This window comes from Sphingomonas dokdonensis, from assembly GCF_002197685.1.
Lineage (GTDB): Bacteria > Pseudomonadota > Alphaproteobacteria > Sphingomonadales > Sphingomonadaceae > Sphingomonas > Sphingomonas dokdonensis.
Genome location: NZ_NBBI01000003.1, coordinates 379,872 through 399,735, shown reverse-complemented (window position 1 = coordinate 399,735; position 19,864 = coordinate 379,872). Strand labels below are relative to the sequence as shown.

Here is a 19,864-nt window from a genome sequence, read left to right as displayed (position 1 = left end):
TCGGCCGTGTCGCGGACTCGGCCCGTCGCACCGTTCATTGTTGCGACAGCACCGGCTTGTTTATGCTACGGGATCGGGGCTTGCCCGGGGGAATGACAGATGCGTAAGTTCATGATCGTGCTGGCGATGGTCGCAACGTCGCTTGCCGGTGCCGCGCCGGCGCAGGTGCGGACGATCGATCCAAACCAGTCGATCGACGGCGACCTTTCGGCTCCGCGAGTCCCCCCGCCACCGGCGCGTGCGCAGCCCTATCGCGAGCCGACGTCGAACAGCGACGCGCCCGTCGATCAGGACGCGCCACCGCTCGAGGCGCCGCTGCCCGCCTCGCCGCCCCCGCAGCAGTCCTCGCCCACCGCGCGCTCGCCGGGTGCCGAGGTGCGTGCGGAAGCGACGACCGACGCCGCCGGCACGTTCAAGCGCGACGACCTGATCGGCGCTGGCGAGGGCGTGTTCGGCAAGGGCGCGGAAGGATTCGCCTCGATCATCGAGAAGATCCTGTCGGAGCAGGGCGAACCCAACGCCTATATCGCCGGGCGCGAGGCGGCCGGCGCCTTCGTGGTCGGGCTGCGCTACGGCTCGGGGATCATGACGCACAAGATAGAAGGCCAGATGCCGGTCTATTGGACCGGCCCGTCGGTCGGATTCGATGTCGGCGGCGATGCCAACAAGGTCTTCGTGCTGGTGTACAATCTGTACGACACGGCCGATCTCTACCGTCGCTTTCCGGCTGCCGAGGGACGGCTGTATTTCGTCGGCGGGTTCGCCGCGACTTATCTGCGGCGCGGCAACATCGTGCTCATCCCGGTGCGGCTGGGCGTCGGGTACCGCGCCGGCGTCAACATCGGCTATATGAAATTCACCCAGAAATCGAGCTGGCTGCCGTTCTGAGCCGTTGAGCGGGGCGGCCGGCATGCCGCCTCGCCCAAGGGCGAAACGCTTCGTCTCCGATCCTTCGCTTGGCCACCCTGTCGGGCACCCCATATCCTGATCCGACATGCCGCGGCGCCTTGTGCCGACGCGGCGACCAGGATCAGACAGTATGAAGAAGATCGGTTTCCTGTCCTTCGGCCATTGGTCGGCGACCCCGCATTCCGCCACCCGCTCGGCCAGCGACGTGCTGCTCCAGTCGATCGACCTTGCCGTCGCGGCGGAGGAGCTGGGCGTGGACGGCGCCTATTACCGCGTCCACCATTTCGCGCAGCAGCTCGCCTCGCCTTTCCCGCTGCTCGCCGCGGTCGGCGCGCGGACCAAGCGGATCGAGATCGGCACCGGCGTCATCGACATGCGCTACGAAAACCCGTTCTACATGGTGGAGGATGCCGGCGCCGCGGACCTCATCAGCGGCGGGCGGTTGCAGCTTGGCATCAGCCGCGGCTCGCCCGAGCAGGTGATCGAGGGCTGGCGCCACTTCGGCTATGCGCCTGCCGAGGGCACCAGCGATGCCGACATGGGGCGTCGCCACGGCGAGGTCTTCTTCGAGCTGTTGAAGGGGGAAGGCTTCGCCCGGCCCAATCCGCGCCCGATGTTCCCCAACCCGCCGGGATTGCTGCGCCTCGAGCCGCATGCGCCCGGCCTGCGCGATCGCGTCTGGTGGGGATCCGGCGCGGACGCCACCGCGGTCTGGGCCGCCAAGATGGGGATGAATCTGCAAAGTTCGACGCTGAAGGCGGACGAGAGCGGCGAGCCGTTCCACGTGCAGCAGGCCAAGCAGATCCGCGCCTATCGCGCCGCGTGGAAGGAAGCGGGCCATGCGCGCGAGCCGCGCGTCTCCGTCTCGCGGTCGATCTTCGCGCTCGTGAACGACACCGACCGCGCCTATTTCGGGCGCGGGTCGGACAGCGACCAGATCGGCGTGATCGACAATATGCGCGCGGTGTTCGGCCGCTCCTATGCCGACGAGCCGGACCGGCTGATCGAGCAGCTACGCGCCGATGAAGCAATTGCAGAGGCCGACACGCTGCTGCTGACGGTGCCCAACCAGCTTGGCGTCGATTATAACGCGCACGTCCTGGAAAGCATCCTCACCCACGTCGCGCCGGCGCTCGGCTGGCGGTGAGGCATAGCGCCATGCCGGCACAAGGCTGGCGTGGCGTTCGGGACGCTTCTGCGCCCACCATACCATCGCCGTCCAGGGCTTGACCCGGGGTCCATGGCACCGCGAGCGCTGTACGCCATGATAGGCGCCAGCGTTCGCGGGCGGTCCGGCCCCCGGCGCAACGCCGGGGTGCCGTCACTGACTCACGCCGCCGCAGCCTCACGCGCCGCCAGCGCGCGATATTTGGTGCGCAGCGTCACCTTGTCGATCTTCTCCGTCCCCAGCCGCGGCAGCGCTTCGTCGGCCAGCCAGATCCGCTGCGGCACCTTGAAGGCGGCGATATGCTCCCCGAGGAAGGCGCACAGCTCATCGACCGACACGGCGCCGGGCTTCGACAGATGCACCACCGCGCCCGGCACCTCGCCGTATTTCTCGTCCGCCAGCCCGAACACCGCCGCTTCGGCGACATCGGGGTGCAGGTACAGCGCGTCCTCCACCTCCTGGCAGCTGATATTCTCGCCGCCGCGGATGATGATGTCCTTCTTGCGGTCGACGATGAAGAGATAGCCGTCCTCGTCGAGATAGCCGATGTCGCCGGTGCGGAAATAGCCGTCGGCGGTATAGGCGGCGGCGGTCGCGTCCGGCTTGCCCCAATATTCCTGGAAGCATGCGACCGATCGGATCGCCACTTCGCCGCGCTCACCCTGCGCGACCGGCGCACCGGCATCGTCGAGGATGGCAAGGTCGACCAGCGGCATCGACGGGCGCCCGGCCGAGTTCGGCTTGGCCAGGTAATTGGTGCGCCAATTGCCCGTGCCGACGCCGTTCGTCTCGGTCAGGCCATAGCCGATCAGCGGCTTGCCCTCCAATTCCTTCTCGATCCGGTTGACGTGATCCACCGGGCGCGGCGCGCCGCCGGCCGCGAAGTCCGCGACGCTCGACAGATCGTATTTATGGCGATTGGGGTGATTGAGGATCTCGAAGCTCATCAGCGGCACGCCGACGAAATAGGTGATCTTCTCCTGGTCCATCAGCCGCATCGCCTCTTCGGCGTTCCACTTGGGCATCAGCACCAGCTTGCGCCCGATCGCGAACGACTGGAGGAACACGGGCACCTCGGCCGTCACGTGGAACAGCGGCAGGTTAAGCAGGGTGGAGGGCTGCAGCGGGCTGGCCGGCGTGCCGTCCTGCGCCCCGATCGCCAGCATCATCAGCGCGGAGCCGAGATAGTTGAACACGCCCTGCGTCACCTGCCGATGGGTCGACAACGCGCCCTTCGACTGGCCGGTCGAGCCGGAGGTGAACAAAATGGTCGCATGGTCGTCCGGCCCGACGGTCGGCAGCGCCGCGGCCGTGTCCCCCTTGGCGATGATCGGGGCCAGCGCGGTGTCGATCGGCTGCAGGTCGTCGAACTCGACCACCGTGGCGGCGAGCCCCAGGTCAGCGATGCGCTGACACCGCGGCGGATCGGCGAAAACCAGCGTGCAGCCGACATCCTCGATGCCCGCCTGCAATTCCTCGGACTGCCACCAGCCGTTCAGCAGCGTCGCGACGCCGCCGGCCATCAGGATGCCCATGTACAGGACGATCCACGACGTGGAGTTGCGCGCCGCAATGCCGACCCGGTCGCCCTTGGCGACGCCATGCCCGCTGACCAGCGCGGCCGCGACCTTCTGCGCGCGGCCATACACATCGGCATAGGTCAGCCGCTCGTCGCCGGCGATCAGGAATTCGGTGGCCGCATGCTGCTGCGAGTAATGCGCGAAATAGGCCGGCAATGTCGGCGGTGCGCCGGTGATCATCGGCAGCGTCCGGCCGAACCGCTCTGTCGACCCGAGTGCAAGCGGCCCGCCCTCACCCGTCAACGCGGCCATGGTCGCGTCCATTTTGAGGTCAAGTTCGCTCTTCATGCGTCTCTCCACTTGGTCCTGGTCTTGCGCGCCCTTATGCAGGCGCGACGCCAGAGGGAAAAGCCTTGATACTGCCTCAAATGATTGCCGCCGCGGCCGCCACCAGCCATATTCGCTTCGAGGACCTGGGGCTGCACCCCGACGTCTTCTCGATCGGCTTCTTCACGCTGCGCTGGTACAGCCTCGCCTATATCGCCGGCATCGTCATCGGCTGGTGGTACCTACTGAAGCTGCTGGACCAGCCGGGCGCCCCGATGGCGCGCCGCCATGCCGACGATCTGGTGTTCTACGCAACGCTCGGCATCATCCTGGGCGGCCGGATCGGCTATGTCCTGTTCTACGCGCCAGACATGATCCTGCATCCCTTGCGCATCCTGCGCTTGTGGGATGGCGGCATGAGCTTTCACGGCGGCGTGATCGGCACCAGCCTCGCCATCATCTTCTTTGCGCGCAAAAGCGGGCTCAACTGGCTGCGCATCCACGATTATGTCGCCTGCGTGGTGCCGTTCGGGCTCTTCTTCGGCCGCCTCGCCAATTTCGTGAACGGCGAATTGTGGGGAAAGCCTGCCGACGTGCCGTGGGCGATCGTCTTCTCGCGCACCGTACCCAGCGGCTTTCCCGAGCCGGCGCGGCACCCGAGCCAGCTGTACGAGGCGGGGCTTGAGGGTATCGCGCTGTTCGCCATCCTGTGGTTCTTCTTCTGGCGTACCGATGCGCGCTATCAGCCCGGCAAGCTCGTCGGCATCTTCCTGACCGGCTACGGCCTCGCGCGCTTCTTCGTGGAGTTCTTTCGCGAGCCGGATTCGCAATTCGCCGGCACGTTCTTCGCCACCACCATCCACATGGGGCAGCTGCTATGCCTGCCGATGATCGCGGGCGGCCTGTACCTGGTCGCCACCGCACCGCGACGGCGCGAGCGGGTAGAGCCGATCGCGGGCGGCGCCAGCGTCGCCTGATCGGCTGCGGCGCTGCACCGGTGACGAGCCGGTGCGGCGCGCCACCACGCTGAAGCTGGCGATGGTTTTTAGGCCGCGCTGACCAAGAGCTTGTCGATCCGCCGCCCATCGAGGTCGACCACCTCGAACCGCCAGCCCTGCTCGACGAAGCTTTCGCCCTCGCCGGGCAGGTGACGGAACACCGACAGCGCCAGCCCGGCGACTGTTGCATAGTCGCGATCCTCGGGCAGCTCGATACCCAGCCGCTCGGCAAGCGAATCGGCCGCGGTCGTGCCCGCTACCAGCAACGACCCGTCGTCGCGCTCGACGATGTGAGGCGATTCGCCAGGCTCCGCATCAGACGCAAACGCCCCCGCGATCGCCGCCAGCAGGTTGGCCGGCGTCACGATCCCCTCGAAATGGCCATATTCGTCGTGGATCAGCGCCATCGGCACTTCGGCACGGCGCAACGCATCGAGCGCATCCATCGCGTCGATCTGGTCGACCACGAACGGCGCCTTGCGGATCAGCTGGCGCAGATCGAGCAACTCGCCCCGTGCCAGTGCAGCCGCGACGTCGCGCGCCTGCACCACGCCGATCACCGCGTCGATCGACCCCTCCGCCACTGGCAACCGGCTATGCGGCGTCGCAAGCAGCTTTTCGCGAATTGCCGCGTCATCCAGCCCAGCGTCGAGCCAGTCGACCTCGGTACGCGGCGTCATCACCTCGCGCACCGGCCGATCCGCCAAGCGCACCACGCCCGAGATGATCGAGCGTTCATGCTCCTCGATCACCCCCGATTTGCTCGCCTCCGCCACGATAAGGTGCAGCTCCTCGGCGGTGACATGCTCCTCCGATTCGCGGTTGAGCCGCAGCAAGCGGAAGATCAGCGCGCTCGACGCATCGAGCAGCCAGACGAGCGGCTTGGTCAGGATGGCCAGCCATGTCATCGGCAGCGCGATCCACACCGCCACTGGCTCCGGATTGCGCAGCGCGATCTGCTTGGGCACCAGTTCGCCGATGATCAGCGACGCATAGGTCGTCAGGCCGATGACGATGGCCACACCCAACGTGTCGGCAAGGTGCCCCGGCACGCCCAGCATCGCCAGCCGTGCTGCCGTGGGCGTGCCCAGGCTCGCCCCCGAATAGGCGCCGTTGATGATGCCGATCAGCGTGATGCCGATCTGCACGGTGGAAAGGAACTTGCCCGGATCGGCCGCCAGATCCTGCGCCGCGCGCGCGCCGCGACGCCCGGATCGCACCATCGCGTCCAGCCGCGCCTTGCGCGCGGAAACGATCGCAAGCTCGCTCATCGCAAAGACGCCGTTCAGGGCGACCAGCGTGAGAATGATGAGGACGTCGATCCAGGGGAACGGCGGTGGCATGGTGAACGGCTCTCTTGGCGGGATTTCTCGCCGCCGACAACCACCCGCGTCACGCAAGGTTCAGCACGGATGCGGAACAATCCTCCAAATCAGCGGGTTTCACGTCCATAGTTTGGAGGAAATAGAGACAATGAAGCGGATGCACGGGTTCACCGCCGCGCTTGCCGGCTGCGCCTTGATGGCCACGGCTGGCTGCACCACCGATCCGGAAACGGGTCAGCAGCGCATTTCCAAGGCGGCGATCGGCGGCATCGGCGGCGCGCTGGGCGGCTATCTGCTGGGCGATCTGGTCGGCGGCCGGCGCGATCGCACGGAAAAGATCGTCGGCGCAGGGATCGGCGGCATCGCCGGCGCCGGCATCGGCGCCTACATGGACAAGCAGGAGCGCGACATGCGCGCCCGCACCGCCGGCACCGACGTGCAAGTGACGCGCCAGGGCGACGATCTGCTGCTCAACATCCCGAGCGGCATCAACTTCGCCTATGACTCGGCCAATGTGCAGCCGCAGTTCCAGCGCACGCTCGATCAGGTCGCGCAGGTGCTGAGCGAATATAATCGTACCTATGTGGACGTGTACGGCCACACCGATTCGACCGGCAGCGATTCGTACAATCAGGGGCTGTCGGAGCGGCGCGCGGCGGCGGTGGCGGATTACCTTTCCACCCGCGGCGTAACGCGCGCGCGTATCGGCACCCGCGGGTTCGGCGAAACTCAGCCGATCGCCAGCAACGAGACGGAGGACGGCCGCGCCGCCAACCGCCGCGTCGAGATCAAGATCGTGCCGATCTCCGAAAGCGAAGTCGGCTACCGCAACTGATCGAAACGGGGCCGGCGGGTCACTGCGGCGCGATGCCGCGGCGACTCGCCGGCCTTTTCGTATCCAGGCGTCAGGCGGCTATCGGCGCTGCTCGAAGAAATCGCGCAGCAGCGCCGCCGATTCGGCGCTGCCGATATCTCCGTACAGCTCTGGCCGATGATGGCAGGTCGGCTGGGTAAAGAAGCGCGGGCCGTGCTCCACCGCCCCGCCCTTGGGATCCGCCGCTCCATAATAGACCCGCTGGATGCGCGCATGCGCGATCGCCCCGGCGCACATCGCGCACGGCTCCAGCGTCACCCACAGGTCGCATTGCTCCAGCCGATCACGCCCCAGCGCCTTGGCCGCCTCGCGAATCGCGAGCATCTCGGCATGCGCGGTCGGATCGCACAGGCGGCGCGGCGCATTGGCGGCGGTCGCCACGATCCGCTCGCCCAGCATCACCACCGCGCCGACAGGCACCTCGCCCGCATCCGCCGCGGCGCGCGCGGCGTCCAGCGCAGCGCGCATGGGAAGCGGGAGCGGAAACATCTCCGTTCCCTTACGATGGGATTCCAGAGATCAGAAGGCGGCGATCGCGCGCTTTATTGCGGCTGCGCCGGCGCTTCACCCGGCTTCTCCACCGCGACGCGCGGCACCTCGATCACCTTGCGCTCGGTACCAAGGTCGATCTTGCCCACGTCCGCCTTGAACGCCGGCGCCTGCCCGCCCTCAAGCCGCGGCAGCTGCGCCGTCTGCGTCTGATCGATGTTAATGAAGCCGGTGGCCATGCCGGCGACGATCACCAGCGCGGCAATGCCAAGAAGCATGAGAAGGGCGCGCATGATCGAATCTCCGGTCTATTTGCTGACAGCGTAACGAACCGTGCCAAAGGTAAGTTGCATCGCGCACCGCTTGACGATTCGACACAGCGGCGCTATCCGCGCCCACTTTCCGGGCCAACCCGAAACTCAGGATCACGAACCATGTCGCGCATCTGCGAGCTGACCGGCAAGGGCCGGCAGGTGGGAAACAACGTTTCTCACGCCAACAACAAGACCAAGCGTACCTTTCTGCCGAATCTGCAGAACGTGACGCTCATGTCCGACGTGCTGGAGCGCAGCGTGCGCCTGCGCGTCTCGACCCACGGACTGCGCTCGGTGGAGCACAACGGTGGTCTCGACAACTGGCTGGTGAAGACCAGCGACGACAAGTTGTCGCTCCGCGCCCGTCGCCTGAAGCGCGACGTGGTGAAGAAGCGCGCGTCGACGGACACCGCAACCGCCGCCTGATCGGGCGACGGTTCGCGTGACGATGGCCTGTCACCCTCGGGTGACGGGCCTTTCGTTGTTTGTGCGTTCGGCCCGACCCACGACGCTCAGTCCAGCCGGAACTTCATCAGATACGACGGCCGCACCGCCATTCCGTCGTTATCGGTGACGATCCAAATCATCGTCGCCCCGCCTTCCTGCGTTACGGCGATCCCCTCGCAATTCTCCGCCATGACCGGCGATGCGAGCGTCGCAATCACCTCGCCCGTTACCTTCGCCCGCGGCTTCAGCGCCGCCGACGCCACCCGCACCAGCTTCGCGCTGAAGCTGAAGGGATAGCGGAAGCGGCGCGTCAGAATCAGAAGGTCGCCGTCCGGCAGCACCGCTGCGTCGCTGGGATCGTAGCGATCGGGCGGGATGAAGCGGAACGGCGCCGCCGTTGTCTTCGGATCGGTCGGATCGCCCGAAAACAGCACCGCAAAGCGCTCTTGGCGGCTCGGCTTGCGCTCGGCAAAGGCAACAAAGCGGCCGTTCCTCAGCCTTACCAGCGCCTCCGCGCCCTGATTGCGCACCCACTTGCGCATCACCGGCGGCGCGCTGCGCCGGTCGACCCGGCGAAAGTCATGGCTGTACCGCCAGATCTCGTTCTGATTCTCGTAGCCGACCCATGCAGCATCGCTCGCCGTATCGAGCGCCAGCGATTCGCTGTCGCGATCGGCGCGATCCCAGCCGACACCAGGCCCGTCAGGCAGCACATGCCCCCGCGCGTCGACAGCGGCATCGCCCAACAGGGCGAAACTGACGAGATTGCCACCGTCCGACATCAGATAGGCCCGCCCGCCGCGCCAGCCGATCGCCGAGAAACCGCCAAACGCCGGATCATGGCTGTGCAACGTATAGCCCGCTATCGGCACGAGCTGACCGATCCGCGCCGGCCACCCGCCCGGCGGCGCGTAGCGTGTCAGCGTTACGCCCGGTGCATCGTCGATCAACGGCAGCCGCTCGTTGCCGGCGTAGCGCGGCACGACCAGCAGGATCGCTGCCACCGACAAGGCCCAGCGCACCGCGCGCCGCGACGCCTTCATACCTGAACCGCGGATAACGAGCACATTCAGGCTTGGCTCAATGCGAATCGGCCAAAAGCATCGTCATGGGGACGGCATCCGCCCTCTCCGACGGAATTTGGAACGGGAGACGCAACCATGTTCAAGAAGCTTTCGCTCGCCGGCGCCGCTCTCGCGATGAGCACGGTGGCCATGATCCCGGCAGAAGCATCGGCGCAGCGCTACTACGGCGACCGCTATGAGCGCCAGTATCGCGGCTACGATAATTATCGTGGCGCCCGCGGCTATCGCGGCAACGACCGTCGCTACTCCCGCAACCAACGCTGCAACAACGGCACCACCGGCACCATCGTCGGTGCGATCGCCGGCGGTCTGCTGGGCCGGGTGATCGACAGCCGCGGTGATCGTGCGCTCGGCACGGTGCTCGGCGGTGTCGGCGGCGCGGTCGCCGGCAACGCGATCGAGAAGTCGAACAACCCACGCTATTGCCGCTGATCCAGCGGCCGGCGGGATCCCCCGCCGACGAGATGGCCCCTTGCGGGGGGTCTGCGTATCCCTCGCGTAGCGTATGAGGGCGCGGGCTCGCTTCCGAAAGGAGGCGGGCCCGTTGTTTTGTGGGCGGTTCGCCGGGAAAGGTTGTTCCGGCCACCGCCCGGCGCTACATCGTCGGTGATGCCACGCAACCGTGCCACGACCACTACGACTACCCCGGGCATCCGGGGGCGGTCGGTCACGCGCTGAGGCGCTGACGGCTTGCTCGCCCGGGAACGGGTGGGCCGGCGTCCTCCACTTCGTTCCTGCCAGACCTCCGGACGCTCTTTTCGTCGCGGGTCCGCTCGCCTAAGCGCAGTCGCATTGCAGGAAACCGACCATGAACATGCTCTCGATCACGCTTCCGGACGGCTCGGTACGCGAGGTACCGCCGGGTTCGACGCCCGCTGACATCGCCGCCGCGATCGGCCCCGGCCTCGCCAAGGCGGCGATCGCCGCGCGCGTCGACGGCGAACTGCGCGACATCAACCGCCCGTTCGAGGGCAGCTCGCATCTCGCGCTGGTGACGAACCGCGACGAGGCCGACGCGCTCGAGCTTGCGCGGCACGACTACGCGCACGTTCTTGCCGAGGCGGTGCAGGCGCTGTTCCCCGGCACGCAGATCACCTTCGGTCCGGCAACGGACGACGGCTTTTATTACGATTTTGCCGCCCCGGCGGATCGCGGCCCCTTCACCGAGGAGGATCTGCCCGCGATCGAGGCAAAGATGCGCGAGATCATCGCAGCGGACGAGCCGCTGATCCGCGAAGTCTGGTCGCGTGCCGACCTGATCGACCGCTGGACGAAGCAGGGCGAGACCTTCAAGGCCGAATGGGCCGCGGAGCTTCCCGAGGGCGAGGAACTGACGGTCTATCGCGCCGGCAAGGGTGAGGACGCCTGGCTCGACATGTGCCGCGGGCCCCATCTGGCCTCGACGGGCAAGCTCGATCCGCAGGCGTTCAAGCTGACGCGCGTGTCGGGCGCATACTGGCGCGGCGACCAGAAGAACGCGATGCTCAGCCGCATCTACGGCACCGGCTGGCTGAACAAGAAGCAGCTCGACGCGCACCTCACCATGCTCGAGGAGGCCGCCAAGCGCGACCACCGCAAGATCGGGCAGGAAATGGACCTGTTCCACCTCCAGGCCGAGGCGCACGGCAGCGTCTTCTGGCACCCCAAGGGCTATATGATCTGGCGCCAGCTGGAGGCGTACATGCGCCGCCGGCTCGACGCGGCGGGCTATGATGAGGTCAAGACGCCGCAGGTGATGGACGCGCGCCAGTGGGAGAAATCCGGCCACTGGGGCAAGTATCGCGAAAACATGTTCGTCATTCCCGACGAGGTGCCCAACATCGAGGATGAGGGCGCGCTGGTGTCGGACGACGCCGATTGGATGGCGCTGAAGCCGATGAACTGCCCGGCGCACGTCCTGATCTTCCGTCAGGGGATCAAGTCGTACCGCGACCTCCCCATCCGTATGGCCGAATTCGGCTGCTGCCACCGCAACGAACCGCACGGCGCGCTCCACGGCATCATGCGCGTGCGCCAGTTCACGCAGGACGACGCGCATATCTTCGTGCGCGAGGACCAGCTGGTCGATGAAGTCGCCAAGTTCATCGACCTGCTCGACAGCGTGTACCGCGACCTGGGCTTCACCGATTATGCGGTGAAGCTCGCGTTGCGCCCCGAGAAGCGCTTCGGGGACGATGCGATGTGGGACAAGTCGGAGGACGAGCTGCGCCGCGCCGTGATGGCGTCGAACCTCCCGCAGACGATCAAGGACGGGTTCGAGGAGCTGGAGGGCGAAGGCGCCTTCTACGCGCCCAAGCTCGAATTCCACCTGACCGACGCGATCGGCCGCACATGGCAGGTCGGCACGATCCAGTCGGACCGCGTGTTGCCCGACCGCCTCGACGCCAGCTACATCGGTGAGGATGGCGAGCGCCACCGTCCGGTCATGCTCCACCGCGCGATTCTCGGCACGTTCGAACGCTTCCTCGGCATCCTGATCGAGCATCACGCCGGTCGCTTCCCGCTGTGGCTGTCGCCGGTGCAGGCGGTGGTCGCGACGATCGTGTCGGACGCCGACGATTATGCCGAGGAGGTGCGCGCCAAGCTCGCCGCCGCGGGCCTGCGCGTCGAAACCGATCTGCGTAACGAGAAGATCAACTACAAGGTGCGCGAGCACAGCCTCGCCAAGGTCCCCGCCATGCTGGTGGTCGGCAAACGCGAGGCGGAGGAAGGCACCGTCGCCGTCCGCCGCCTGGGCTCGCAGGGTCAGGAAATCGTCAAGCTGGACGAGATCATTGCGCGGCTGGTGGAAGAGGCGAAGGCGCCCGATCTGGCGTAACGCTTCCTCCGTTCGTGCCTGAGCCTGTCGAAGCACGTGCCAAGCAGCACCAGCGCTTGAGACACGCGCTTCGACAAGCTCAAGGCGAACGGTAATTCACTTCGTCACCCCGGGCCTGCCCCGGGGTCCACCGGCCCGCAAACGCAGCAGCTGTAGGATACCCGCCACGGCGGACGCCACGACAATTCCGGCGTGACAGCGGGTCTGCCGCAGCCCGATCCACAACAATTGTTCCCCGGCGAAGGCCGGGGCCCGACATCGACCCGGTCGTAACGGGACCCCGGCCTCAGCCAAGGTCCAGGACATTTACCGCGGCCGCGTCCACAGCACCGGATCGCGCGGCGCATCCGCCACCGGGCGCCGCGCCGCGACCGCCGCCTTCGCCACCCACGCCAGCTTCGCGCGCTTGGGCGTCGTCACGCGATGATCCCAGGCATGATTGCCCCGCGCCGCGACTTCCCGCGCAATGTCCCCATAGATGCCCGCAGCCGACAGCACGGCCCAACGCGCCCGCCCCGGCAGCCTACCCGCGCCAACCCGCGCGCTCGCCTCGTGCAGCGCCGCGCGCGCGGCCAGCCGCCGCGACAGCACCACCAACCGGTCGCGAAACGGCGGCTTCATGTGCTGCCCGGGCGGAATATCCATCTCGACCAGCCATTCGACCGGCAGGTAGCAGCGGCCGACCCGATCATCCTCCTCGATATCGCGCGCGATATTGGCGAGCTGAAACGCCATGCCGAGATCGCAGGCGCGGTCCAGCGTCTCCTCGTCCGCCGGATCGACCCCCATCACAACCGCCATCATGCAGCCAACGGCGCCGGCGACATGGTAGCAATAACGGTACAGGTCGTTCTCGCTGCGCGGTCGCCAATCCTCCGCGTCGAGCCGGAACCCGGTGACCAGATCGTGCGCGAACCGCGCCGGCAGCCCCGTCTCCGCCGCCACGACGCGCAGTGCGTCGAACGGCATGTCGCCGACAACCTGCCCGGCGAGCGCCGCGGCCGTCTTCTCACCGATCACCGCCACGCGCGCCTCGGCATCCGCCACCGCCCGCATGCCATGCCCATGGTCCTGCCCGTCGACGATGTCGTCGCACGCGCGGCACCAGGCATAAAGCAGCCATGCCCGCTCGCGCGTCGCCCGATCGAACAGCCGGCTGGCCAGCGCGAAGCTCTTCGACCCGCGCGCGATGGAATCGCGGGCGGCGGCGACCAGAGCGGCGCGCTCGGCGCTGGCCGGCGTCACAGGTCGGCCGCGTTCATCCGCACGATCGGCTGGGTCGGCACATGGTTCGCCATCCGCTCGATCAGCGCGTCCATCGTGTCCGCCACGATCAGCAGGTCGCGGTGCTGCGGCCGAAGGAAGCCCACCTCACCCATCTTCTCCCAGAAGGCGATCAGATGGTCGTAATAGCCCGCGATGTTGAGCAACCCGACCGGATCGGCATGATAGCCGAGCTGCGCCCAGCTCAGTGCTTCCCACAATTCGTCCATCGTGCCCGTGCCGCCGGGAATGGTGACGAAGCCGTCCGACAGGTCGGTGAAGGCGCGCTTGCGATCGTGCATGCCGTCGACGACGTGAAGCTCGGTCAACCCGCGATGCGCCACCTCGGCATCGACCAGCGCCTGGGGAATGATCCCGATCACCTCGCCGCCCGCGGCCAGCGCCCCGTCCGCGACGGCTCCCATCAGCCCGAGCCGCCCGCCGCCATAGACGACGCCGATGCCACGCTCGGCAAGGCTGCGCCCAACGGCGCGGCCGGTCTCCATGTACAGCGGATCGCTCGGCGTCGCCGAGCCGCAATAAACCGCCAGTCGCTTCACTTCTCGCTCTCCCCATCAACCCGGAGAGCCACGCGCTTGATCACCGTCTCACTCCTTCAAGCATCAGCGCCGCGGTCGCCTTGGCGCTGCCCACGACGCCGGGGATGCCGGCGCCCGGATGCGTGCCCGCACCCACGAAATACAGGTTCGAAATCGCATCGTCGCGATTGTGCACCCGGAACCAGGCGCTTTGCGTCAGCACCGGCTCCAGGCTGAACGCACTGCCGAGATGCGCGTTGAGATCGCGCGAGAAATCGGCCGGCGTGTAGCTGAACTTGGTGACGATCCGCTCGTGAATATCGGGAATCAGCCGCCGCCCGACCTCGTCGAGGATGCGCTTCTCCAGGATCGGCGCGATGCGATCCCAATCCTCCGGAAACTTGCCCTGATGCGGCACCGGCGCCAGCGCGTAGAAGGTCGAGCAGCCCTCGGGCGCCAGGCTCGGGTCGGTCACGGTCGGGTGGTGCAGGTAGAGCGAGAAGTCCTCGCTCAGCACGCCATGGTCGTAGATGTCGGCCAGCAGCCCCTTATAGCGCGGTCCGAACAGGATCATGTGATGCGGGATGCCCGGCCACGTGCCCTTGATCCCGAAGTGCACCACGAACAGCGAGGGCGAGAATTTCTTGCGCTCCAGCCGCGCCGCCGTTCGCGCCGCCGCACGCGACGAGCCGAGCAGGTCGCGATAGGTGTGGACGATGTCGCCGTTGGAGGCGACCATGTCCGCTTCGCCGCGCCAGCCGCTCTGCGTGCGCACCGCCGTCACCCGGTCGCCCATCGTCTCGATCTCGGCCACCGGATCGTTCAGCCGGATCGTGCCGCCCAGCCGCTCGAACAGCGTCACCATGCCCGCCACCAGCCGGTTGGTGCCGCCGCGCGCGAACCACACGCCGCCGTCGCGCTCCAGCTTGTGGATCAGCGCATAGATCGCGCTGGTGGTCATCGGATTGCCGCCCACCAGCAGGGTATGGAACGACAGCGCCTCGCGCAATTTCTCGCTCTTCACGAACGAGGACACCATCGAATAGACCGACCGCCACGCCTGGTATTTCGCCAGCGCCGGCGCCGCCTTGATCATCGAGGCGAAGTCGAGAAACGCGACATGGCCGAGCTTTTCATAGCCCTCGCGGTACACGCCGGCCGAATATTCCAGGAACTTGGAATAACCTTCGACGTCCGCGGGATCGAGCTTCGCGATCTCGCCGCGCAGCACCTTGTCGTCGTTGGTGTAATCGAAATTGGTGCCGTCGGGCCAGTTGAGCCGGTAGAACGGCTGCACCGGCTCCAGCGTCACGTCGCGGCTCATCTCGTCGCCGCTCAGCGCCCACAGCTCGGCGAGGCAGGCGGGATCGGTGATGACGGTCGGCCCGGCATCGAAGGTAAAACCGTCCTGCTGCCAGACATACGCCCGCCCGCCCGGCTTGTCGCGTGCTTCCAGGATCTTTGTCGCAACACCCGCCGACTGAAGGCGAATGGCAAGCGCCAGGCCGCCAAACCCGGCACCGATAACAATGGCACGGCTACTCATGATATGTTCCTGATCGCGCGAAGGGCCCGAAGCACCGGGACCGGCGGCTTTCCCGCCAGAACGCGCAACTTGTCTTTGGTGGTCGATCGCGCCGAATAAAAACGCGAAATCAGTTTCGGATGGAGCCGGTAGAACCGCTCCAGCACCTTGTAGCGCACATCGGGATCGGCCGCACGGAAAAGCATCGCGTCGAGCAGGCGGTAGAAGCGCCGCTCCTCCCACCGTTCGCGCGCATAATCATGCGTCAGCTCGTGCAGCGCCTCGCCGCTCAGATCGTCCGCCGCTGCGATGCGCACCGCCAGGCGAACGGCATCGGGCAGCGAATAGCCGGTGGTCGGGTGGAACAGCCCGGCCCGGGCGCCGGCCTTGGCGACCTTTGCCCCGCCCCACCGCCAATAGCCCTCGAAATCGCCGCCGATCACCACCGGCAGCGCGCCGCGCTCCTCGCGCAGGTCGTTCGCCTCGCCCGCGACCTCCCAGCCGCGCGCCGCGGCATAAACGTCGATCCGGTGGTTCAGCGCACGCACGTTCAACGACGATCCGTCGCTGTAATAGGTGTCCTCGACGAACAGGCGCGTCGGCGAGAACGGCAGCAGATAGACGAAGCGATAGCCGTCATGCTGCGCCACCGTCGCGTCCATCACCATCGGCCGCGTCACGCCATGCCCTGCCGGGATATCGAGCGTACGCCCGACGAACTTCTGCCAGCCCACCTCCAGCATCGACAGGTCGCCCGCGCCGCGTGCGTCGATCACGCCCTTGGCCTCGATCCGGTCGCCATCGGCCAGCACCACGGCGGTTGCGCTGCACGCCAGCACCTTGCGCCCCAGCATGATCGCGTCGGCCGGCAACGCCTTGCGCACCACCGCGTCGAACCGCTCCGATTCGATCGAATAATAAGGCTGGGCGATCGTGCGGGCATGCGCCGGAAAGGCGATGTCGTAATCGGGCCAGGCGTAGCAGACGAGCGGCGTCAGCAGCCAGCGATCGTCCTTGGCCACATCGGCATCGAAGAACGACCAGACGTGATTGCCGCCCAGCACATCGCCGCCCTCGACGATGCGGATCGTCACATCGGGCCGCCGGGCCGCTACCGCCATCGCGATCAGCCCGCCCGCCAGCCCGCCGCCGACAATGGCGAGGTCGCATTCATGGGTAACCGGCATCCCGTCGGCCTAGCCCATCACCCCCGATGACGGAAGCGGGATCGTTGAAGCGCATCGTCCCGAAATTACGCCCTTTCGGGCGGCTTGACGGGTGGCCGCCCCAGTCCAGCGGGCGATGCTTTCCCGATCCCGGTGCATCCCGTACAAGCGACGCCATGTCCATCGCGCTCGCCATTCTCCTGTCCGCCGCCGCGATGACGATGATCGTGGGCGTGCGCTATCTCATCACCAGCGGCGCCTTTGCCTGGGCCACGCGCGTGCGCCATCCCGGCCTCTACACCGGCCTCGATCCGCAGATCCGCCGGGAGATCTGGTGGAGCCTCGCGTCGGCCGCCATCTACGGCGTGCCGGCGGGCGTGGTCGCCTGGGGGTGGCAGAACCGCGGCTGGACGCAGATCTATACCGACGCTTCCGCCTATCCCTTGTGGTATCTGCCCGTATCGGTGCTGCTGTTCCTCTTCGCGCACGACACCTGGTTCTACTGGACGCATCGCTGGATGCACCGGCCCAAGCCGTTCCGGATCGCGCATGCCGTGCACCATGCCAGCCGGCCGCCGACCGCCTGGGCGGCGATGGCGTTTCACCCGATCGAGGCGCTGACCGGCGCTGTTGCAATTCCGCTACTGGTCTTTCTCATTCCGATCCACGTCGCGGCCCTCGGGGTGGTCCTTGCGATCATGACGGTTATGGGGGTGACCAACCATATGGGGTGGGAGGTTTTTCCCCGGTTCATGTGGGGGGGGCCATTAGGGGCGTGGCTGATCACGGCGAGTCATCATCAGCGCCATCATGAGCGGTACGGGTGTAATTATGGGCTTTATTTCCGATTCTGGGATCGGCTGTGCGGCACGGACGAGGGGCTGGGGGATTTCACGCGCGACCGGGCGCGTGCTGCTGCTCGGCGCGGGCGCGGTACCGCTGATGGGCGCAACGCCGGTCGCGCGGCTTGATGTCGGGTTCAACCAGGTCCGCTCGGAAAAGGGGCTGCTGCAGGTCTGCGTAACGGCGGCGCCGGACAATTTCCCCACCTGTGTCGACGATCACAACGCCACCCGCCGCTCCGTGCCCGCCACCGCTGGGTCGCTGCGCCTCGATGGCTTGCCTTATGGCAATTATGCCGTGGCGGTGATCCATGACGAGAATGGTAACAAGAAGCTGGACACGATCGCCGGCATCCCGCGCGAAGGCTTCGGCTTTTCCCGCAATCCTGCGATCCGCTTCGGCCCGCCGCGTTTCTCGGCCGCGCGTTTCACCATCAACAGTGATGCCGAAGAGCAACAGATCAAGATTCGCTATATTCTGTAAGCCCTATTGCGGGAGCTAAATAGCTGCAGCCTTGTTGGGGAGCGAACCAACAGGAACGCACCGCAACGTGATCAGCAGATATATTCTCGGCCTCGCCGCCGTCACCTTTCTCACCCCGGCGATCGCCGTCGCGCAGACCGCGCCCGCAGCCGACACCAGCGCCGAGGCGCTCGCGCAGGAGCTTGGCGGCGATTCGATCACCGTCGGCCTCGGCGCCGGCTACCTTCCCGATTACGAAGGCTCGGACGATTATCGCTGGGCGCCCGTCCCCGGCGTGATCGGCTCGGTCAGCGGCATCAACTTCCAGGTGCTCGGCAACCGCGCCAACGCCGATCTCATTCCCACCCGGCAGGGTCAGGACTGGGACTTCCAGGCCGGCCCGATCGGCGTCGTCAACTTCATGCGCAGCAGTCGCTCGAGCATCGACGATCCCCGCGTCCGCGCGCTGGGTGAACTCGGCACCGCGATCGAGCTCGGCGGCTTCGTCGGCATCGGCAAGACCGGCGTCGTCACCAGCCCCTATGACAAGCTGTCGGTCTCGGTCAGCTACCGCCACGACGTCGCCGGCGTGCATCGCAGCGGCATCTGGCAGCCGGCGATCAACTATTTTACACCGCTGTCGACCAAGGCGGCGGTCGGCCTGTTCGGCTCGGCCGAGCGGATCGAGGACAAATATGTCCGCACCTATTTCGACATCACCCCGGCGCAGGCGGCGGTGTCGGGCCTCCCCGCCTTCCGTGGCCGCGGTGGCTGGAAAAGCTGGACCGTGGGCGCGATCGGCACCTATTCGTTGACCGGCAACCTGCTGAAAGGTTTCAAGATCATCGGCGGTGGCACCTATCGCAAGCTGATCAACGATGTCGCCGCCAGCCCCACCGTCAGCATCGCCGGCTCGCGCAACCAGTGGCTGGGCGTCATCGGCCTCGGCTACACCTTCTAACGCCGCAACCGGGTTGGAGAGGGCGCGCCCCACGGCGCGCCAGCGAGGTGGGGCCGAATGGATCACCACAAGGGGGCAAGTGCCTCACCTCGCAGCACCCGCCACACCGGCCGTTATCCATCGCAAATAGTTGATTCGCCGCCGCTAACAGGGCATGGCGCGATCATGGTTCCCCTTTCGTTCGGCGGCCAGATGCTGACGCCTCTTGGCGAGGGCGCGATCCATTGGCCCGCGCGCGACGCGCTGCTCGTCGCCGACCTGCATCTGGAGAAAGCAAGCTGGTTCGCGCGCAGCGGCCAGATGCTGCCGCCGTACGATTCGCTTGCCACGCTGAGCGATCTCACCGCGCTGGTGCGCAAGCTGGCCGTGCGCGAGGTCTGGTGCCTGGGCGACAGCTTTCATGACACGCAGGGCTGCGATCGCCTGCCCGCCGCCGCGCAGGACATGCTGCGCGCGCTGACCGCCGGCACACGCTGGACCTGGATCACCGGCAACCACGATCCGCATGGCGTCGATCGCTGCGGCGGCGATGTGGTGGACGAGGCGCTGGTCGATGGCCTGATGCTCCGTCACGCCGCGCACGCCGACGAGCCGCGCCCCGAATTGTCCGGTCACTATCATCCCAAGCTGCGCGTGCGCGTGCGCGGCAAGCTGATCTCGCGCCGCTGCTTTGTCGCGACCGGCTCGAAACTGATCCTCCCCGCCTTCGGCTCGCTGACCGGCGGGCTTGACGCGACGCATCCGGAAATCGTCCGTGCGGTGGGCAAGCAGGCAGACGCGCTGGTCCCGGTCGAAAACCGCCTGCTCCGCTTCCCGCTCGCCGCCTGACCA

At 67.0% G+C, this 19,864-nt stretch carries 20 protein-coding genes; 11 read left to right on the top strand and 9 right to left on the bottom strand.

From position 1 onward, the window contains the following. Positions 1–99 precede the first annotated feature (99 nt). The gene (locus SPDO_RS10350; protein WP_088367381.1) at positions 100–888 is read left to right on the top strand and encodes a DUF1134 domain-containing protein; all 789 of its coding nucleotides are present in this window, start codon (positions 100–102) and stop codon (positions 886–888) included. A gap of 151 nt (positions 889–1,039) precedes the next feature. Next, on the top strand, positions 1,040–2,056 hold the full coding sequence (locus SPDO_RS10345; protein ID WP_088367380.1) for an LLM class flavin-dependent oxidoreductase: 1,017 nt from the start codon (positions 1,040–1,042) through the stop codon (positions 2,054–2,056). A 182-nt stretch (positions 2,057–2,238) separates the two neighbouring features. Here the strand turns inward: SPDO_RS10345 and SPDO_RS10340 are convergent, their stop codons facing one another. Beyond that, complete coding sequence (locus SPDO_RS10340) at positions 2,239–3,945, bottom strand: class I adenylate-forming enzyme family protein (protein WP_169716255.1); 1,707 nt, start codon at positions 3,943–3,945, stop codon at positions 2,239–2,241. Between the two features lie 80 nt (positions 3,946–4,025). Here SPDO_RS10340 and lgt point away from each other — a divergent pair, with 80 nt between their 5' ends. Continuing rightward, positions 4,026–4,901, top strand: coding sequence for a prolipoprotein diacylglyceryl transferase (gene lgt, locus SPDO_RS10335; RefSeq protein ID WP_088367378.1), 876 nt, complete (start codon positions 4,026–4,028; stop codon positions 4,899–4,901). A 68-nt stretch (positions 4,902–4,969) separates the two neighbouring features. Here the strand turns inward: lgt and SPDO_RS10330 are convergent, their stop codons facing one another. Beyond that, the gene (locus SPDO_RS10330; protein WP_088367377.1) at positions 4,970–6,265 is read right to left on the bottom strand and encodes a hemolysin family protein; all 1,296 of its coding nucleotides are present in this window, start codon (positions 6,263–6,265) and stop codon (positions 4,970–4,972) included. A gap of 130 nt (positions 6,266–6,395) precedes the next feature. On the opposite strand from SPDO_RS10330, the gene SPDO_RS10325 reads away from it, so the two are divergent. Beyond that, on the top strand, positions 6,396–7,082 hold the full coding sequence (locus SPDO_RS10325; RefSeq protein WP_425441947.1) for a YiaD family glycine zipper/OmpA-like lipoprotein: 687 nt from the start codon (positions 6,396–6,398) through the stop codon (positions 7,080–7,082). A gap of 78 nt (positions 7,083–7,160) precedes the next feature. Here the strand turns inward: SPDO_RS10325 and SPDO_RS10320 are convergent, their stop codons facing one another. Both SPDO_RS10320 and SPDO_RS10315 read right to left on the bottom strand, forming a co-directional pair. Continuing rightward, on the bottom strand, positions 7,161–7,589 hold the full coding sequence (locus SPDO_RS10320) for a nucleoside deaminase (protein WP_088367508.1): 429 nt from the start codon (positions 7,587–7,589) through the stop codon (positions 7,161–7,163). Positions 7,590–7,663: 74 nt separating this feature from the next. Continuing rightward, the gene (locus tag SPDO_RS10315; RefSeq protein WP_088367376.1) at positions 7,664–7,903 is read right to left on the bottom strand and encodes a hypothetical protein; all 240 of its coding nucleotides are present in this window, start codon (positions 7,901–7,903) and stop codon (positions 7,664–7,666) included. A gap of 141 nt (positions 7,904–8,044) precedes the next feature. On the opposite strand from SPDO_RS10315, the gene rpmB reads away from it, so the two are divergent. Further along, positions 8,045–8,350, top strand: coding sequence for a 50S ribosomal protein L28 (gene rpmB, locus SPDO_RS10310; protein WP_088367375.1), 306 nt, complete (start codon positions 8,045–8,047; stop codon positions 8,348–8,350). Positions 8,351–8,436: 86 nt separating this feature from the next. Here rpmB and SPDO_RS10305 read toward each other — a convergent pair whose 3' ends face one another. Further along, entirely contained in the window at positions 8,437–9,414 is a 978-nt protein-coding gene (locus tag SPDO_RS10305; protein WP_088367374.1) for an esterase-like activity of phytase family protein, read from the bottom strand. 117 nt (positions 9,415–9,531) lie between these two features. On the opposite strand from SPDO_RS10305, the gene SPDO_RS10300 reads away from it, so the two are divergent. Further along, the gene (locus tag SPDO_RS10300; protein WP_088367373.1) at positions 9,532–9,888 is read left to right on the top strand and encodes a glycine zipper 2TM domain-containing protein; all 357 of its coding nucleotides are present in this window, start codon (positions 9,532–9,534) and stop codon (positions 9,886–9,888) included. A gap of 382 nt (positions 9,889–10,270) precedes the next feature. Next, positions 10,271–12,274 (top strand): threonine--tRNA ligase, encoded by a 2,004-nt coding sequence (gene thrS / locus SPDO_RS10295; RefSeq protein ID WP_088367507.1) that lies wholly within the window; start codon positions 10,271–10,273, stop codon positions 12,272–12,274. Positions 12,275–12,580: 306 nt separating this feature from the next. Here the strand turns inward: thrS and SPDO_RS10290 are convergent, their stop codons facing one another. From SPDO_RS10290 to crtY, 4 genes are read right to left on the bottom strand one after another with little or no spacing between them, the layout of a single operon-like run. Beyond that, positions 12,581–13,519, bottom strand: a complete 939-nt coding sequence (locus SPDO_RS10290) for a phytoene/squalene synthase family protein (RefSeq protein ID WP_088367372.1) — start codon at positions 13,517–13,519, stop codon at positions 12,581–12,583. Then, positions 13,516–14,097: an LOG family protein gene (locus SPDO_RS10285; protein ID WP_088367371.1), complete on the bottom strand. Its 582-nt coding sequence runs from the start codon at positions 14,095–14,097 to the stop codon at positions 13,516–13,518. The genes SPDO_RS10290 and SPDO_RS10285 overlap by 4 nt, the downstream gene beginning before the upstream one ends. Before the next feature lie 40 nt (positions 14,098–14,137). Beyond that, entirely contained in the window at positions 14,138–15,622 is a 1,485-nt protein-coding gene (locus SPDO_RS10280; RefSeq protein WP_088367370.1) for a phytoene desaturase, read from the bottom strand. Further along, positions 15,619–16,788 carry a lycopene beta-cyclase CrtY gene (crtY, locus tag SPDO_RS10275; RefSeq protein ID WP_088367369.1) on the bottom strand — a complete coding sequence of 390 codons (1,170 nt, stop codon included), beginning with the start codon at positions 16,786–16,788 and terminating at the stop codon, positions 15,619–15,621. Before crtY ends, SPDO_RS10280 begins: the two co-directional genes overlap by 4 nt. A gap of 155 nt (positions 16,789–16,943) precedes the next feature. Here crtY and SPDO_RS10270 point away from each other — a divergent pair, with 155 nt between their 5' ends. The 4 genes from SPDO_RS10270 to pdeM all read left to right on the top strand — a co-directional run bounded on the left by SPDO_RS10270 (position 16,944) and on the right by pdeM (position 19,861). Then, complete coding sequence (locus tag SPDO_RS10270) at positions 16,944–17,738, top strand: sterol desaturase family protein (protein WP_088367368.1); 795 nt, start codon at positions 16,944–16,946, stop codon at positions 17,736–17,738. Next, positions 17,710–18,093 (top strand): DUF2141 domain-containing protein, encoded by a 384-nt coding sequence (locus SPDO_RS10265; protein WP_169716254.1) that lies wholly within the window; start codon positions 17,710–17,712, stop codon positions 18,091–18,093. The genes SPDO_RS10270 and SPDO_RS10265 overlap by 29 nt, the downstream gene beginning before the upstream one ends. 67 nt (positions 18,094–18,160) lie before the next feature. Beyond that, a complete protein-coding gene (locus tag SPDO_RS10260) occupies positions 18,161–19,033 on the top strand; it encodes a MipA/OmpV family protein (protein WP_211280044.1) in 873 nt (290 codons plus the stop codon). 165 nt (positions 19,034–19,198) lie between these two features. Next, the gene (gene pdeM, locus SPDO_RS10255; RefSeq protein ID WP_088367367.1) at positions 19,199–19,861 is read left to right on the top strand and encodes a ligase-associated DNA damage response endonuclease PdeM; all 663 of its coding nucleotides are present in this window, start codon (positions 19,199–19,201) and stop codon (positions 19,859–19,861) included. Positions 19,862–19,864 lie beyond the last annotated feature (3 nt).

What these genes read in the sequence shown, in the direction of transcription:
- lgt (WP_088367378.1), top strand. Translation starts at nt 4,026, where the DNA reads ATGATTGCCGCCGCGGCCGCCACCAGCCATATTCGCTTCGAGGACCTG.
- thrS (WP_088367507.1), top strand. Translation starts at nt 10,271, where the DNA reads ATGCTCTCGATCACGCTTCCGGACGGCTCGGTACGCGAGGTACCGCCG.
- SPDO_RS10300 (WP_088367373.1), top strand. Translation starts at nt 9,532, where the DNA reads ATGTTCAAGAAGCTTTCGCTCGCCGGCGCCGCTCTCGCGATGAGCACG.
- SPDO_RS10270 (WP_088367368.1), top strand. Translation starts at nt 16,944, where the DNA reads ATGTCCATCGCGCTCGCCATTCTCCTGTCCGCCGCCGCGATGACGATG.
- SPDO_RS10280 (WP_088367370.1), bottom strand. Translation starts at nt 15,622, where the DNA reads ATGAGTAGCCGTGCCATTGTTATCGGTGCCGGGTTTGGCGGCCTGGCG.
- SPDO_RS10345 (WP_088367380.1), top strand. Translation starts at nt 1,040, where the DNA reads ATGAAGAAGATCGGTTTCCTGTCCTTCGGCCATTGGTCGGCGACCCCG.
- SPDO_RS10315 (WP_088367376.1), bottom strand. Translation starts at nt 7,903, where the DNA reads ATGCGCGCCCTTCTCATGCTTCTTGGCATTGCCGCGCTGGTGATCGTC.
- rpmB (WP_088367375.1), top strand. Translation starts at nt 8,045, where the DNA reads ATGTCGCGCATCTGCGAGCTGACCGGCAAGGGCCGGCAGGTGGGAAAC.
- SPDO_RS10265 (WP_169716254.1), top strand. Translation starts at nt 17,710, where the DNA reads ATGGGCGCAACGCCGGTCGCGCGGCTTGATGTCGGGTTCAACCAGGTC.
- SPDO_RS10350 (WP_088367381.1), top strand. Translation starts at nt 100, where the DNA reads ATGCGTAAGTTCATGATCGTGCTGGCGATGGTCGCAACGTCGCTTGCC.
- SPDO_RS10320 (WP_088367508.1), bottom strand. Translation starts at nt 7,589, where the DNA reads ATGCGCGCTGCGCTGGACGCCGCGCGCGCCGCGGCGGATGCGGGCGAG.
- crtY (WP_088367369.1), bottom strand. Translation starts at nt 16,788, where the DNA reads ATGCCGGTTACCCATGAATGCGACCTCGCCATTGTCGGCGGCGGGCTG.
- SPDO_RS10330 (WP_088367377.1), bottom strand. Translation starts at nt 6,265, where the DNA reads ATGCCACCGCCGTTCCCCTGGATCGACGTCCTCATCATTCTCACGCTG.
- SPDO_RS10325 (WP_425441947.1), top strand. Translation starts at nt 6,396, where the DNA reads ATGAAGCGGATGCACGGGTTCACCGCCGCGCTTGCCGGCTGCGCCTTG.
- SPDO_RS10305 (WP_088367374.1), bottom strand. Translation starts at nt 9,414, where the DNA reads ATGAAGGCGTCGCGGCGCGCGGTGCGCTGGGCCTTGTCGGTGGCAGCG.
- SPDO_RS10340 (WP_169716255.1), bottom strand. Translation starts at nt 3,945, where the DNA reads ATGAAGAGCGAACTTGACCTCAAAATGGACGCGACCATGGCCGCGTTG.
- pdeM (WP_088367367.1), top strand. Translation starts at nt 19,199, where the DNA reads ATGGTTCCCCTTTCGTTCGGCGGCCAGATGCTGACGCCTCTTGGCGAG.